This window comes from Streptococcus mitis (assembly GCF_965111725.1).
In the GTDB taxonomy this organism is placed as follows: domain Bacteria; phylum Bacillota; class Bacilli; order Lactobacillales; family Streptococcaceae; genus Streptococcus; species Streptococcus mitis_DV.
This window is the reverse complement of sequence record NZ_OZ217341.1, coordinates 2,066,668-2,082,836: the sequence shown is the minus strand read 5'-3', so window position 1 is coordinate 2,082,836 and position 16,169 is coordinate 2,066,668. Positions and strand designations below refer to the sequence as shown.

At 39.8% G+C, this 16,169-nt stretch carries 11 protein-coding genes; all 11 read left to right on the top strand.

Annotated elements, in window-relative coordinates:
- Positions 1-133: 133 nt before the first annotated feature.
- The 11 genes from ACLV7Q_RS09960 (at position 134) to ACLV7Q_RS09910 (ending at position 16,121) form a co-directional block, all read left to right on the top strand.
- Positions 134-265 (top strand): teichoic acid D-Ala incorporation-associated protein DltX, encoded by a 132-nt coding sequence (locus ACLV7Q_RS09960; RefSeq protein WP_000813667.1) that lies wholly within the window; start codon positions 134-136, stop codon positions 263-265.
- A 20-nt stretch (positions 266-285) separates the two neighbouring features.
- Positions 286-1,836, top strand: a complete 1,551-nt coding sequence (dltA, locus tag ACLV7Q_RS09955) for a D-alanine--poly(phosphoribitol) ligase subunit DltA (RefSeq protein WP_218758005.1) — start codon at positions 286-288, stop codon at positions 1,834-1,836.
- Positions 1,833-3,077 (top strand): D-alanyl-lipoteichoic acid biosynthesis protein DltB, encoded by a 1,245-nt coding sequence (gene dltB / locus ACLV7Q_RS09950; protein WP_000969762.1) that lies wholly within the window; start codon positions 1,833-1,835, stop codon positions 3,075-3,077. Before dltA ends, dltB begins: the two co-directional genes overlap by 4 nt.
- 13 nt (positions 3,078-3,090) lie before the next feature.
- On the top strand, positions 3,091-3,330 hold the full coding sequence (gene dltC, locus ACLV7Q_RS09945) for a D-alanine--poly(phosphoribitol) ligase subunit DltC (protein ID WP_000351967.1): 240 nt from the start codon (positions 3,091-3,093) through the stop codon (positions 3,328-3,330).
- Positions 3,323-4,591 (top strand): D-alanyl-lipoteichoic acid biosynthesis protein DltD, encoded by a 1,269-nt coding sequence (dltD, locus tag ACLV7Q_RS09940; protein WP_000919878.1) that lies wholly within the window; start codon positions 3,323-3,325, stop codon positions 4,589-4,591. The genes dltC and dltD overlap by 8 nt, the downstream gene beginning before the upstream one ends.
- A gap of 152 nt (positions 4,592-4,743) precedes the next feature.
- Positions 4,744-5,184, top strand: coding sequence for a zinc-dependent transcriptional regulator AdcR (gene adcR, locus ACLV7Q_RS09935; protein WP_001249308.1), 441 nt, complete (start codon positions 4,744-4,746; stop codon positions 5,182-5,184).
- Positions 5,184-5,888 carry a metal ABC transporter ATP-binding protein gene (locus ACLV7Q_RS09930; RefSeq protein WP_001269496.1) on the top strand — a complete coding sequence of 235 codons (705 nt, stop codon included), beginning with the start codon at positions 5,184-5,186 and terminating at the stop codon, positions 5,886-5,888. Before adcR ends, ACLV7Q_RS09930 begins: the two co-directional genes overlap by 1 nt.
- Positions 5,881-6,687, top strand: coding sequence for a metal ABC transporter permease (locus ACLV7Q_RS09925; protein WP_061438592.1), 807 nt, complete (start codon positions 5,881-5,883; stop codon positions 6,685-6,687). The genes ACLV7Q_RS09930 and ACLV7Q_RS09925 overlap by 8 nt, the downstream gene beginning before the upstream one ends.
- 9 nt (positions 6,688-6,696) lie before the next feature.
- Positions 6,697-8,202 (top strand): zinc ABC transporter substrate-binding lipoprotein AdcA, encoded by a 1,506-nt coding sequence (adcA, locus tag ACLV7Q_RS09920; RefSeq protein ID WP_218758004.1) that lies wholly within the window; start codon positions 6,697-6,699, stop codon positions 8,200-8,202.
- 1,885 nt (positions 8,203-10,087) lie between these two features.
- Entirely contained in the window at positions 10,088-10,972 is an 885-nt protein-coding gene (locus tag ACLV7Q_RS09915) for an SPFH domain-containing protein (RefSeq protein ID WP_025168872.1), read from the top strand.
- A gap of 202 nt (positions 10,973-11,174) precedes the next feature.
- Entirely contained in the window at positions 11,175-16,121 is a 4,947-nt protein-coding gene (locus tag ACLV7Q_RS09910; protein ID WP_218758003.1) for a ZmpA/ZmpB/ZmpC family metallo-endopeptidase, read from the top strand.
- The last annotated feature ends 48 nt before the right edge of the window (positions 16,122-16,169 follow it).

Here is a 16,169-nt window from a genome sequence, read left to right as displayed (position 1 = left end):
AAACTGAAATCTATTGAAAACATACGGTAAACAATTGAAAAACTAGTCTATAAAGTGGTACAATAGTAGAAAAATACTATAGTAAGAGTCTATCTTATTTAGCAAAAATTACAGAAATGAATGGTTTTTCTTGATGAAACAGAGAAAAGAATTGTACCTCTTTCTTGGTCGGACAGCCTTGTATTTTCTTATCTTTCTAGGGCTGCTTTACTTCTTTAGCTATCTTGGTCAGGGTCAAGGAAGCTTTATCTATAATGAATTTTAACTTGAAGGAGAATCCCTATTGTGTCACATAAACCAATAGTAGATATGATTGAAACCATTGAGCATTTTGCTCAGACACAGCCTAGCTATCCTGTTTACAATGTTTTGGGGCAGGAACACACTTATGGAAATTTGAAGGCTGATTCGGATAGTTTGGCTGCAGCCATTGACCAACTAGGCTTGCCTGAGAAGTCCCCTGTGGTCGTTTTTGGTGGTCAAGAGTATGACATGTTGGCAACTTTTGTAGCCTTGACTAAGTCAGGTCACGCCTACATTCCAATTGATAGCCATTCGGCCTTGGAGCGAGTTTCGGCTATTTTAGAAGTTGCAGAGCCAAGCTTGATTATTGCCATTTCAGACTTTCCATTAGAGCAGGTTTCTACACCGATGATGAATCTAAATCAGGTTCAAGAAGCCTTTGCTCAAGAGACAAGCTATGAAATCACGCATCCAGTCAAGGGGGATGATAATTACTATATCATCTTTACTTCTGGTACGACTGGTAAGCCAAAGGGAGTGCAGATTTCACATGATAATCTCCTCAGCTTTACCAATTGGATGATTACGGACAAGGAATTTGCGACGCCAAGTCGTCCGCAAATGCTGGCTCAGCCACCTTATTCTTTTGACCTGTCTGTCATGTACTGGGCACCGACCTTGGCACTGGGTGGTACGCTTTTCGCTCTTCCTTCAGCCATCACTCAGGACTTTAAGCAACTCTTTGCGACTATCTTTTCATTGCCAATCGCTATCTGGACATCAACCCCTTCTTTTGCGGATATGGCCATGTTGTCTGAAGACTTCAACAGTGAGAAAATGCCTGGAATCACGCATTTCTACTTTGATGGCGAAGAATTGACGGTTAAAACAGCTCAAAAACTGCGCGAGCGTTTCCCAAATGCTCGTATTATCAATGCCTACGGTCCAACAGAAGCGACAGTAGCCTTGTCAGCAGTTGCTGTGACAGACGAGATGCTAGCGACTCTCAAACGCCTACCAATTGGCTATACCAAGGCTGATTCTCCAACCTTTATCATTGACGAGGACGGAAATAAATTGCCAAATGGTGAACAGGGAGAAATCATTGTTTCTGGACCAGCTGTTTCAAAAGGTTATATGAACAATCCTGAAAAAACAGCAGAAGCCTTCTTTGAGTTTGAAGGTCTGCCAGCCTATCATACAGGAGATGTGGGAACTATGACAGATGAAGGCTTGCTTCTCTACGGCGGACGCATGGACTTCCAGATTAAGTTTAACGGTTACCGCATTGAGTTAGAAGATGTCTCTCAAAACCTCAATAAGTCTCGCTTTATCGAGTCAGCTGTCGCAGTTCCGCGCTATAACAAGGACCATAAGGTACAAAATCTACTGGCCTATGTCATCTTAAAAGACGGTGTTCGTGAGCAGTTTGAGCGTGATATCGATATTACCAAGGCCATCAAGGAAGATTTGACAGACATCATGATGTCCTACATGATGCCGTCTAAATTTCTTTACCGAGACAGTTTGCCACTGACTCCAAATGGAAAGATTGACATCAAAGGATTGATTAACGAGGTGAATAAGAGATGATGGAGTTTTTTCAACAGCTTCCTCATTTAGAGCCATATGGCAATCCTCAGTATTTTGTCTATGTGATTGTTGCAACCTTGCCCATCTTTATCGGTCTCTTTTTCAAGAAACGCTTTGCCTGGTATGAAGTGCTGGTTAGCCTCTTCTTTATCGTCACCATGTTGGTAGGTGGGAAGACCAATCAATTGGCTGCCTTGGGTATTTACCTTTGCTGGGAAATATTGCTCCTGCTTTTCTACAAGCATTATCGAAAAAGCAAGGATGGCAAGTGGGTCTTCTACTTAGTTAGTTTTCTGTCCCTACTTCCGATTATCTTTGTCAAGGTGCAGCCAGCTATCAATGGAACGCAGTCTTTGCTTGGATTTTTGGGAATTTCTTACCTGACCTTTCGTTCGGTTGGGATTATCATCGAGCTGAGAGATGGAGTGATTAAGGATTTTACCCTCTGGGAATTCCTTCGTTTCCTTCTCTTCATGCCGACTTTTTCAAGTGGTCCAATCGATCGCTTTAAGCGTTTTAATGAAAATTATCAGACCATTCCTGAGCGAGATGAGTTGATGGATATGCTGGATGAATCTGTTCGCTATATCATGTGGGGTTTTTTGTATAAGTTTATCCTAGCTCATGTTTTAGGAGAGACCTTACTCCCTCCTCTGAAGAATCTAGCCTTGCAGTCAGGTGGCTTCTTTAACCTCTATGCCTTGGCAGTTATGTATACCTTTGGTCTGGAGCTTTTCTTTGACTTTGCAGGTTATTCTATGTTTGCCTTAGCCATTTCAAATTTGATGGGAATTCGTAGTCCTATCAACTTTAATAAGCCCTTTTTATCAAGGGATTTGAAGGAGTTTTGGAATCGCTGGCATATGAGTCTCTCTTTCTGGTTCCGTGACTTTGTCTTTATGCGAATGGTCATGGTATTGACCAGAAAGAAGGTCTTTAAGAATCGCAATGTAACCTCAAGTGTGGCCTACATTGTCAATATGCTGATTATGGGATTTTGGCACGGTGTGACCTGGTACTACATCGCCTATGGACTCTTTCATGGGATTGGACTGGTCATCAATGACGCTTGGGTTCGTAAGAAAAAAACACTCAATAAGGAGCGAAAAAAAGCAGGGAAGCCTGCTCTACCTGAGAATCGCTGGATTCAGTTGCTTGGCATGGTTGTCACCTTCCATGTCGTCATGCTGTCATTCTTAATCTTTTCTGGATTCTTGAATGATTTATGGTTTAAAAAATAAAAGGAAATAAAATATGGATATCAAATCAGAAGTTATCGAAATTATTGATGAGTTGTTTATGGAAGATGTTTCTGACATGATGGATGAAGATCTTTTTGATGCAGGTGTCTTGGATAGTATGGGAACGGTTGAATTGATTGTGGAGATTGAAAACCGTTTTGACATTCGTGTCCCTGTAACAGAGTTTGGTCGTGACGACTGGAATACAGCTAATAAAATCATAGCTGGTATTGTGGAGCTACAAAATGCTTAAACGCTTATGGATGATCTTCGGACCGGTCTTGATAGCTGGTTTGTTGGTTTTTCTGCTCATTTTCTTTTATCCTACTGAGATGCGTCATAATCTAGGAGCTGAAAAGCGTTCAGCGGTGGCTACTACTATCGATAGTTTTAAGGAACGAAGTCAAAAAGTCAGAGCACTATCTGATCCAAATATGCGTTTTGTTCCCTTCTTTGGCTCTAGTGAATGGCTTCGTTTTGACGGTGCTCATCCTGCGGTATTAGCTGAGAAATACAATCGATCCTACCGTCCTTATCTTTTAGGACAGAGGGGAGCTGCATCGCTTAACCAGTATTTTGGAATGCAACAGATGTTGCCACAACTGGAGAATAAACAAGTTGTGTATGTTATCTCCCCCCAGTGGTTCAGTAAAAACGGCTATGAGCCAGCAGCCTTCCAGCAGTATTTTAATGGAGACCAGTTGACCAGTTTTCTGGAACATCAATCTGGAGATCAGGCTAGCCAATATGCGGCGACTCGCTTACTACAGCAGTTCCCAAACGTAGCTATGAAGGATCTGGTTCAGAAGTTGGCAAGCAAAGAAGAATTGTCGACGGCAGACAATGAAATGATTGAATTATTGGCTCGGTTTAATGAACGCCAAGCTTCCTTTTTTGGTCAGTTTTCAGTTAGAGGCTATGTCAACTACGAGAAGCATGTATCTAAGTATTTAAAGACCTTGCCAGACCAGTTTTCTTATCAAGCCATAGAAGATATTGTTAAAGCAGATGCAGAAAAAAATACTTCCAATAATGATCTGGGAATGGAGAATGATTTCTATAATAAGCAGATCAAGAAGGATTTGAAGAAATTAAAGGATTCTCAGAAAAACTTCACCTATCTCAAGTCGCCAGAGTATAATGACTTGCAGTTGGTGTTAACCCAGTTTTCTAAATCTAAGGTAAACCCGATTTTTATCATTCCACCTGTTAATAAAAAATGGATGGATTATGCTGGTCTACGAGAGGATATGTACCAACAAACGGTGCAGAAGATTCGCTACCAGTTAGAGAGTCAAGGTTTTACCAATATAGCAGATTTTTCTAAGGATGGTGGGGAGCCTTTCTTTATGAAGGACACCATTCACCTTGGTTGGTTGGGTTGGTTGGCTTTTGACAAGGCAGTTGATCCTTTCCTATCTAATCCTACACCAGCTCCGACTTACCATCTGAATGAGCGCTTTTTCAGCAAAGACTGGGCGACATACGATGGATATGTCAAGGAATTTCAATAGTTCATAATATAGAAGAGTTCAAGAATGAAGCCGATTTTCACGTTTTTTCTTGACTCTTTTTTTGCTTGTGATATAATTAACTGGTAAATAAAATTCTACAGAATAGTATTTTTCTCTTAAAAAAGAGAAGTTCAAAAGGAAAGGAGTCAGATATGAGACAGCTAGCGAAGGATATTGATGCTTTTTTGAATGAGGTAATTTTGCAGGCGGAAAATCAGCATGAAATTCTAATAGGTCATTGTACTAGCGAGGTGGCTCTGACTAATACCCAGGAGCATATCCTCATGCTCTTGTCAGAGGAATCTTTAACCAATTCAGAGTTGGCGCGTCGCCTCAATGTCAGTCAGGCAGCAGTTACCAAGGCCATTAAGTCTTTGGTCAAGGAAGGGATGTTGGAAACATCTAAAGATCCTAAGGATGCGCGTGTGATTTTTTATCAGTTGACTGATTTGGCTCGTCCAATCGCTGAGGAGCACCATCATCACCATGAGCATACGCTTTTAACCTATGAACAAGTGGCGACTCAGTTTACTCCAAATGAACAAAAAGTGATCCAGCGGTTTTTGACTGCTTTAGTAGGAGAAATCAAATAATGAGATACATTACGGTAGAGGATTTATCCTTCTATTATGATAAGGAGCCCGTTCTTGAACATATCAATTATAGTGTTGATAGTGGGGAATTTGTTACCTTGACAGGGGAAAATGGAGCGGCTAAGACGACACTCATCAAGGCCAGTCTTGGAATTCTCCAACCACGCATTGGCAAGGTGACCATTTCAAAGACAAATACGCAAGGTAAGAAATTGAGAATAGCCTACCTTCCTCAACAGATTGCCAGTTTTAATGCTGGTTTTCCAAGTACGGTTTATGAATTTGTCAAGTCCGGTCGCTATCCACGAAAGGGTTGGTTCCGTCGCTTGAATGCTCATGATGAGGAGCATATCAAGGCTAGTTTGGACTCAGTTGGTATGTGGGAACACCGAGACAAACGCTTAGGGTCTCTATCTGGAGGACAAAAGCAGCGAGCAGTGATTGCGCGTATGTTTGCTTCTGACCCTGATGTGTTTATCCTAGATGAGCCGACAACGGGGATGGATGCAGGAAGTAAAAATGAATTTTACGAACTCATGCACCACAGCGCCCATCATCATGGCAAGGCTGTGTTGATGATTACCCATGACCCTGAAGAAGTTAAGGACTATGCGGACCGCAATATTCATCTAGTCCGTAACCAAGACTCGCCATGGCGTTGTTTCAACGTTCATGAAAATGATCAGGAGGTGGGCCATGCTTAGTTTGTTATCTTATGACTTTATGCAACGTGCCTTTCTGGCCGTTATTGCCATGAGTCTTTTCTCGCCGGTATTGGGGACCTTCCTTATCTTGCGCCGTCAGAGTTTGATGAGTGATACCCTCAGCCACGTCTCTCTTTCAGGTGTAGCCTTTGGTCTGGTACTAGGGATTTCTCCAACTATTTCTACTATTGCCATTGTCTTGATTGCGGCGATCTTTCTGGAGTATCTCCGTACGGTTTATAAGAGTTTTATGGAAATCGGGACAGCTATCCTCATGTCAACAGGTCTGGCTGTTTCTCTGATTGTCATGAGCAAGGGTAAAAGCTCGAGTTCTATGAGTTTGGACCAGTACCTTTTTGGTTCAATCGTGACTATCAGTGAGGAGCAGGTGCTTTCCCTCTTTGTCATTGCGGCGGTTGTTTTGATTTTGACCTTCCTCTTCCTTCGTCCGATGTATATCTTGACCTTTGATGAGGATACGGCCTTTGTGGATGGCTTGCCCGTTCGTACCATGTCTATTCTTTTTAACATGGTGACGGGGGTGGCCATTGCCCTTATGATTCCTGCAGCAGGAGCTCTTTTGGTGTCGACCATTATGGTCTTGCCAGCTAGTATTGCCCTGCGTCTGGGGAAAAACTTTAAATCGGTTATGCTACTTGCTAGTGCGATTGGCTTTTTGGGAATGGTGGCAGGACTCTACATTTCCTACTATGCAGAAACACCTGCAAGTGCAAGTATTACTATTATTTTTGTAACTGTTTTCTTGCTCATTAGTTTAGTAAGACGTTTTATCAAATAGGAGACTAAGATGAAAAAAATTAGCTTATTACTAGCCAGTCTATGTGCCTTGTTTTTAGTGGCTTGTTCCAATCAAAAGCAGGCAGATGGCAAACTAAATATCGTGACAACCTTTTACCCTGTCTATGAATTTACCAAGCAAGTTGCAGGAGATACTGCTAATGTAGAACTCCTAATCGGTGCTGGTACAGAACCCCATGAATACGAACCATCTGCCAAGGCAGTTGCCAAAATCCAAGACGCAGACACCTTCGTTTATGAAAATGAAAACATGGAAACTTGGGTTCCTAAATTGCTAGATACCTTGGATAAGAAAAAGGTCAAAACCATCAAGGCGACAGGCGATATGTTGCTCTTGCCAGGTGGTGAGGAAGAAGAGGGAGACCATGACCATGGAGAAGAAGGCCATCACCATGAGTTTGACCCCCATGTTTGGTTATCACCAGTTCGTGCCATTAAACTTGTAGAGCACATCCGTGACAGCTTGTCAGCAGATTATCCTGATAAAAAAGAGACCTTTGAGAAGAATGCGGCTGCCTATATCGAAAAATTACAAGCCTTGGATAAGGCTTATGCAGAAGGCTTGTCTCAAGCTAAACAAAAGAGCTTTGTGACTCAGCACGCAGCCTTTAACTATCTTGCTTTGGACTATGGACTCAAACAAGTCGCAATCTCAGGTCTCTCTCCAGATGCAGAACCATCGGCTGCTCGTCTGGCAGAATTGACAGAGTACATTAAGAAAAATAAAATTGCCTATATCTACTTTGAAGAAAATGCCTCACAAGCTCTTGCTAATACACTTTCAAAAGAAGCAGGTGTCAAAACTGATGTCCTCAATCCTTTAGAAAGTCTAACAGAAGAGGACACCAAGGCGGGAGAAAATTATATCTCTATCATGGAGAAAAACCTCAAGGCTTTGAAACAAACAACAGACCAAGAAGGCCCAGCAATTGAGCCTGAAAAGGCAGAGGATACCAAGACAGTCCAAAATGGTTACTTCGAGGATGCAGCTGTCAAGGACCGCACTTTGAGTGACTATGCAGGTAACTGGCAATCAGTTTATCCTTTCCTTGAAGATGGTACGTTTGACCAAGTCTTTGACTACAAGGCTAAGTTGACTGGTAAGATGACTCAGGCTGAGTACAAGGCCTACTATACAAAAGGCTATCAGACAGATGTTACTAAGATCAATATTACTGATAATACTATGGAATTTGTTCAAGGTGGACAAAGTAAGAAATTCACCTACAAGTATGTTGGTAAGAAAATCTTGACTTATAAGAAAGGCAATCGTGGTGTGCGCTTCCTCTTTGAAGCGACAGATGCGGACGCTGGACAGTTCAAGTATGTTCAGTTTAGTGACCACAATATCGCCCCAGTTAAGGCAGAACATTTCCATATCTTCTTTGGAGGCACAAGCCAAGAAGCCCTCTTTGAAGAAATGGATAACTGGCCAACCTACTACCCAGATAACCTATCTGGACAAGAAATCGCCCAAGAAATGTTGGCGCATTGATGAGAAATCGACTAGTTCATAAGAGCTAGTCGGTTTTTAGATATTAGATGGCTAACTTCATTATAGACCTTTCCAGAACTTTAAAAAATAAATAAAACTCTTGAAATATCTGGGCTTATATGCTAGAATGTTGTTAGTGTATAAGGTTCATTAGAACACCAAAGCCCCTAACTATGCCAGTAGTTAAGGGGTGTTTTGGTATATTCTACAGGAATAGAAAAAGACCCTCTAAACTTTGTAGAGAGCCTTAAAAAATCAAAATAAAAAGATAACCCCAGGCACATAGGAATGCTCAACCTTTCAGTCTACCCCATTCTGGGACCCAGCGTTTATCCTTCACAAGTTATCTTATTGAGTCCATTATATCACACTTATGGAAAATGTAAGAAATTTGTATAGTATTTTTAAATGAATTGATGAAAAATCAAATACCTTTCAGAACTAAGGAACTTTAAATAATAAATAAAACTCTTGAAATCTTAGCGCTTGTGTGTTAGAATAATTTTATCGGGTAAGGTTCATTAGAACACCAAATCCCTTAACTATGGCCGTAGTTAAGGGATTTTTTGACGTATCTTAGCGATTTAACGGGTGTTTACAGGCTAGTCATTCGGTCTACTTCTTACCATCTAGCCATTTGCAGACGAAATACAAGATAATTCCTGCTATGACGTCCGCTACAATAGTAAGAACGAGCTCTGGGGCAAGGTTCATTAGTTTCACCTCCTCTCACGAACCGTAAGGAACGTAATCGGTAACCGATGACAAAAATAGTATATCACATTAAATTTAGATCATCAACATTGCTTAATGCTTGAAATATCTGGGCTTATATGCTAGAATGTAGTTAGTGTATAAGGTTCATTAGAACACCAAAGCCCCTAACTAGTGCCATAGTTAAGGGCTTTTTTGACGTATCTTAGCGATTTAACGGGTGTTGATAGGCTAGTCATTCGGTCTACTTCTTACCATCTAGCCATTTGCAGACGAAATACAAGATAATTCCTGCTATGACGTCCGCTATAATAGTAAGAGCAAGCTCTGGTATAAGGCTCATTAGTTTCACCTCCTCTCACGAACCCATAGGAACGTAATCGGTAACCGATGACAAAAGTATTATACCACACTAAATTTAGATCATCAAGGTCACTTAATGCTTGAACTATTGTAGATTATATGCTAGAATATAGTTAATTGATAAGGTTCATTAGAACACCAAAGCCCCTAACTATTGCCGTAGTTAAGGGCTTTTTTGACGTATCTTAGCGATTTAACGGGTGTTGATAGGCTAGTCAGTCGGTCTACTTCTTACCATCTAGCCATTTGCAAACGAAATACAAGATAATTCCTGCGATGACGTCCGCTATAATAGTAAGAGCGAGCTCTATGATAAGGCTCATTAGTTTCACCTCCTCTCACGAACCGTAAGGAACGTAATCGGTAACCGATGACAAAAATAGTATACACATCAAATTTAGATCATCAAGATTGCTTAATTCTTGAAGTATGGCAGCTTGTATATTAAAACTAACTTACATTGTGAGTAAAATTGCTATATATAACAACTCCCTTCATTAACTTGAAGGATAAAACATTATATTAAAAACATTTGTCACAAACAGATTTACATTAGCTCAATATCTGTCTGTTTCCAGTTTGACTCTTAATTGTTTAAAATCGAAATAAGGGTGGTCTGGAAAGAACTAGCATGGTGCACCTAATTTCTTACCAGTTGTTTTAGCAAGAGATTGGACGACAATAGGACAATTCACCTCTAATTATTGACATTTCAGGAAAAATCGCAGTAAAAACGGCACAGCCTTCTTTAAATGTGCTATAATACTAGAAAAATACTTGTGGAGGTTCCATTATGGCAATATTTTTCATGATTTTTCTGATTGTTTGTGTGCTCCTATTGGTGATAGTCACACTGAGTACAGTTTATGTGGTTCGTCAGCAGTCGGTGGCGATTATTGAACGCTTTGGGAAATACCAAAAGGTTGCCAATAGCGGTATTCATATTCGCTTGCCTTTTGGGATTGACTCGATTGCAGCACGCATTCAGTTGCGCTTGTTGCAAAGCGATATTGTGGTTGAGACCAAGACCAAGGACAATGTGTTCGTTATGATGAATGTAGCGACTCAGTACCGTGTCAACGAGCAGAGCGTGACAGATGCCTACTATAAACTCATGCGTCCAGAATCTCAGATTAAATCTTATATCGAAGATGCTCTTCGCTCTTCTGTTCCCAAATTAACCTTGGATGAATTGTTTGAGAAAAAAGATGAGATTGCCCTTGAAGTTCAACACCAAGTAGCAGAAGAAATGACAACTTACGGCTACATTATCGTGAAAACCTTGATTACCAAGGTCGAACCAGATGCAGAAGTTAAGCAATCCATGAATGAAATCAATGCGGCGCAACGTAAGCGGGTCGCAGCGCAAGAATTGGCGGAAGCCGACAAGATTAAAATCGTCACTGCAGCTGAAGCCGAAGCAGAAAAAGACCGCCTCCATGGTGTGGGGATTGCCCAACAACGTAAGGCCATTGTGGATGGATTGGCAGAGTCTATCACCGAACTCAAGGAAGCCAATGTTGGCATGACAGAAGAACAAATCATGTCTATCCTCTTGACCAACCAGTATTTGGACACCTTGAATACCTTTGCTTCTAAAGGAAATCAAACCATCTTTTTACCAAATACGCCAAATGGTGTGGATGATATCCGTACACAAATCTTGTCAGCTCTCCGCGCTGAGAAGAAATAATAGACTAAAGAGCTTGGCAACAGGCTCTTTTTGTATTACGTTTGTTAAGAAAAACAAAAAATATTGATATACATTTAACTAAAAATTATTGTATATTGTCTACTTTAATTAGGAATGATAAGGGAATAACTAGAAAGATTTGTGAATACAGACTATTTCTGATATACTAAATATACAGTAATAATGAATGATGGGAGATGGGATGAAAGAATTTCAATTTGAGAGAAAGCAGCGTTTTTCTTTGAGGAAATATGCAATAGGAGCTTGTTCGGTCTTGCTAGGAATGAGTTTATTTTTTGCTGGTATGAGTGCTCAACCTGTACAGGCTACTGAAACGAGTTCAACACTAATTTCAAGTCATTATTTGGATGAGCAGGATTTACCTGAAAAGCTGAAATCTGAGTTGCAATGGTTTGAAGAAAATAAAATTGAGGTAAAAGAGGGAAAAGAATACTATTTTGTCTATCGAAAATTGGCTACAAGATTACCAGAAACAGGTCTTTTTTCTAATGATGGGATGTTTATCCTGGGAGCAGGATTATTATTGCTTTCCTTCACTTTAATCAAGAGAAAAAAGGGAGCGTCTTACTTCCTTGTGACAGTCTTTGCTGTTGGTGGCTGGGGAGCATCCATCTCTGCTTTCGAAAATCTGGTAGAATTGCAACCAGCCCTTGTTAAGAGAGTAGAAGGTCAGTTTCTACCAAGCCCTGAAAGAGTCCAAGGATATGAATTTACGGGATATTATTTGGTAAGAGACAGTAGTAACAAGGAACTTTCTGTTGATAAGGTAGAGTCGCCAGCATTATCTAAAAAGGAGGACGGTTCAGAACCTCTATCTAAGAAGATTGTACCACAGACTGCATCTCATTTTAGCTCGACTGAAGACCTTGTGCAATCTCCTCAACCATCCTACGCAGTTGAGAAAATTGTTGAAGCTCCTGCAAGCAAACAAGCTCCTGATGAAATTTTGCCCATAGGGACTAAGGAAAAAGTTGCAGGAAATCCCCAAGTAGAACAACCGAAAGCAGAAAATAATAGTGATTATAAAACAAGTCCTGAGGAAGGTGTGTTAAATGTCACAGTAGAGAAACCAGAATTGCTAGTCACTACAGAGGAGGTTGCTTTCCAAACGATAGAACAAGAAGATGCAACCTTAGCTAAAGGGCAAACTAAAGTTGTTCAAGAAGGTGTTGTTGGTGAACGCACCATCTATACGGAAGTCACTATCGTTAATGGGGAAAAATCTAGTAAAGTTATAGAAAATATAATTACAAAAGAGCCGGTGGACAAGGTGATTGCAGTTGGGACTAAGGAAGAAGCTGCACCAAAACCAACACAACCTGTAACTCCAGAGCCAGAGGAAGTTAAACCAGTTCAACCTGAAAAAATTGAGAAAAAACCAATAGTAGAGAATGAAACAGAGAAAAAACCAGCTGATGGAATAGGACAACCAACACCAGGAGCCGAAGAAACGCCGGGTACAGAAGCAACACCAGGCGAGAAACAAACACCTGACAAACCCGAAGCCGAGCCGAAGCAACCAGATCCAGCAACCTCAGCCATGGAATCAGGGGGCGAGGAAAATCAAACTCATGCCCCACAAGGTACTGAGTCCCAGGCACCATCTAAAGAAACTGCTGAGACCAAAGATTCTGAGCCAGAAGGCCCAGCCGTGGAATCAGGGCGAGAAGAAGACCAATCTCCTGTGGGACAAAAGGGTGAGGAGAACCAGCTGGAGAATTCAGTTGAGGGGGTCAAAGATGTTGGTGAGTCTGCCCCACAAGAAACCCAAAAACAACCAGAACAACCAGAACAAACGGCTCCATCTCCAGAGGCCAACCCAAGTCCGGTAAACGAACCAGAACCAGCTGTTCAGCCTGAACCCTTAGCTCCCCAAGTGCAACCAACTGTCCCAAGTCCAGTAACGAAAGAAAAAGTACTGGACTATAAAACAATCTATACAGCATCGCCAGCTTTAAATTACAAAGAGCAACGAGTAGAAGTAGCAGGCGAAAATGGTAAGGAAGTGACAACTACTTCTTACAGTTTTGATGAAAGTACTAGGAAAATAGTAGAAAACACTTCAACAAAGATAGAAAAACATCCAGTAGATAGAGTTGTTAAGATTGGAAATGTAGAAGAAACAAGATCAACAGTCAAAAGAGGTGAACAGTTTGTCGCGGATGAGTCACTTGATAAAGGTGTCAAAGAAGTCAGAAATCAAGGTCAGGATGAAGAAACGACAACAATAAAAGTTTACAAAGTAAATGAACAAACAGGAGACTTGACTGAGCCAGAAGTTTCAACAAAAGTAGCCAAAGCAATGCAAGCGAAAATAACGGCAGTAGGAACTAAGTCTAAGGTTGAAATAAAGGATACTCCGTTTGAAACACGATATGTAGCAGATGAGACGCTAAGTTATAAGGAAAAAGTAGAAACACCAGGTGAAAAAGGGCGTACAGTAACAACTACAAAATACACATTAAATCAAGAAACAGGAGCTATCTCAGAAGAAACTACAACAGAAAACACTCCAGCTAAAGACAAAATAGTAAAAGTTGGAAATGTAGAAAAGATAGTGTCACCTATTGATATTACTGAGGAAAGAAAAGATGATCCTGAACTTCCGAAAGGAAAAGAAGAGGTTGAGGATGCAGGTGAACAAGGGGAAACAACCGTCACTAAAACTTATGAAGTTAATCCGGAGACAGGAGAGTTAACAAATCCAGTAGAGAAGACTGAAACAACTAAAGCTATGCGCCAAAAAGTAATTTTGGTTGGTACCAAAGAAGACAAACCACATCTATTGCAAGAAAATAGCGAGTTAGAAAATGCAGTGGATGTGACGGAAGCTAGTAGAGAAATGAAGTCTGTAGACTTCTTAACAGATGAAAAAATAAAAGCGCAACTAACTCCACCTGCTTTAGAAATAGAGCGCGATTTTTATAAAAAACGCAGTGAGTTGAAAAAAACGCAGCCGCAGATAAGGGATGAAGAAGTAAAAGAAATTCTACGAAAAGAATATCTTGAAAAATTATCGATTAAAGAAACACTCGATGCGACTAAAACCGATTTAGAAGCTAGTTTGAAAAAAGTTGCGGCGCATACCTTGAGTATTTTAGGTGATAATCAACAAAATAGAGAAAAAGTAAAAGGTGATATTGAAGCTAATAAAGAGAAAATATTACTAGGGTTATCCTATATCAATCGTTTTTATAATATTGATTTTGGAGATACCAATATCCGTGATATTCTAGCTTATAATCCAAGCTCGTTCGGTAAAAAAGACCTTACTTCTTTAGATTGGTTAACACACCTTGGGTCTATGAGTTATGATGAACTTAAATTAACGAATAGTCCAAAAACATTTGAGAAATACTTTGGTAAAATTACAGATAAACCAACATTATTAGATTTCCTAGATTACAACAGAACTACATTCACTAATATGGATGGCGATACGTGGTTGAAGAAAGCGACTAAAGCTATCGTAGTTGAAAAAGCTTCGAAAGAAAAACCTGATGAAAAAGTAGACTTATATACAAAATTAACTACTCCTCCTGAGAAATATGGAGCTGAAAATCTTCAAATTGAAAGTAGAAGACAACAAAATGTAGCTACATTATTAGGTTTGGTAAATATTAAAGAACCAAGCGTGTATGCTATAACTAACATAGCGACGGTAACCTACGGAAACATCGGAACGTATATGGATACTTCTTTAGAGAAAACCAATAAAGCTAAGTATACCGAAGAGCTTAATAAGGTTAAAGAATTGATAGAATTAACAGCTACAAGGCAGGCTAATTATGTTGATACTTTATATAGAATAACAAAAGAAGAAAATCGTCCGAAACTAATTACAAATAGAGTAATTGTCGATACGATGAAACAATATACTGCAGACGTAAATGCTAGAATAAATACTACATGGTCTAAAGAATCAGGACCAACAGCAGATAAAGGGGTTAAAGACTTTATGACACCTCTAGGATTGTATTCACCATCGCAAAATGTAGGTGCAGAAGCCAATGGAGTGGGTGTCCGTTACTTCATAGATAGAGTTCTGGATGATAGAGGTTCAGCTACTTATTCTCATGAAATGACGCATTTATTAGACAGAACAGTACTGTTTAATAATCATGGTCGTCGAGATGGTACAGCGGCAGAGTTTTATGCTAGAGGAATCTTCGAGAATTCTTATACACCAGAGACAGATACATATTTCAACTTAAACTTCGTTTACGATGAAAGTAAGAAAAATGGCTTTTACAACAAAACGCCAGACAGATTCAAGACAGATGCAGATTTAAGAAATTATATGCATGGAAGTTTTGATGTGTTATATAGTTTAGATTATTTAGAAGCGGAAGCAACAAAACAACTTACAGCTGAAGATAAAACTAAATACTTCAAGAAAATAACTCCGATTACTTCAACTGGGACTAGAACACCCGTAACATACACAAATCCAGCAGTTCAAGCTACGCATAAGAGTGAAAAAATCTCAGAAATCACACTGGCAGAAGCGGAAAAACTAACGGATATCAATAGCTTGATTGATAATAATATTTTAGTGAACCGTTATATCATAAATGGATTTTATGCAACAGGTGATGTAAAAGCTAATGGATATTATTTAGTGGATATGTTTGATACCATTTATGGTGTTAGTCAAAATGACACTGGTATGAGTGGGGATATCACCTTTAGAAAACAAGCCTTTGAATTGATGGCTGCTTTGGGCTATTATGAAGGATTTGTTCCTTATGTATCGAATCAATATAAAAACCAAGCTGAAGCAGAAAGCAAACCGTTGTCTGATAAATATATTTTCGAAAAAATCTTAGGAAAAACATATGCAACCTTCAAAAAAGATCAAATTAATGAACGTGTTGCAAAATTAGATAGGCTGAAATCTATTACGATAAACTACAACGGAAGAGAAGAAGTAATTGAAAGTAAAGAAAAATTACAAGAGCTTATGAACGAAGCTGTTTTAGCTGAAGTAGCTCAAATAAAAGCAGGCAATACCACGGCTAAAAAGTTTGATTTTATCGAAACACCCGTTCAAAAACTGAAAAAAGCGATTTATAAAGCTTATCTCAAAGATTCAGATGACTTTAGACAGTCGATTTACAATAGTTAAGACAAAAGGGACATCTCTCTGGAATGAACATTCAGAGGGGTGTTTTTT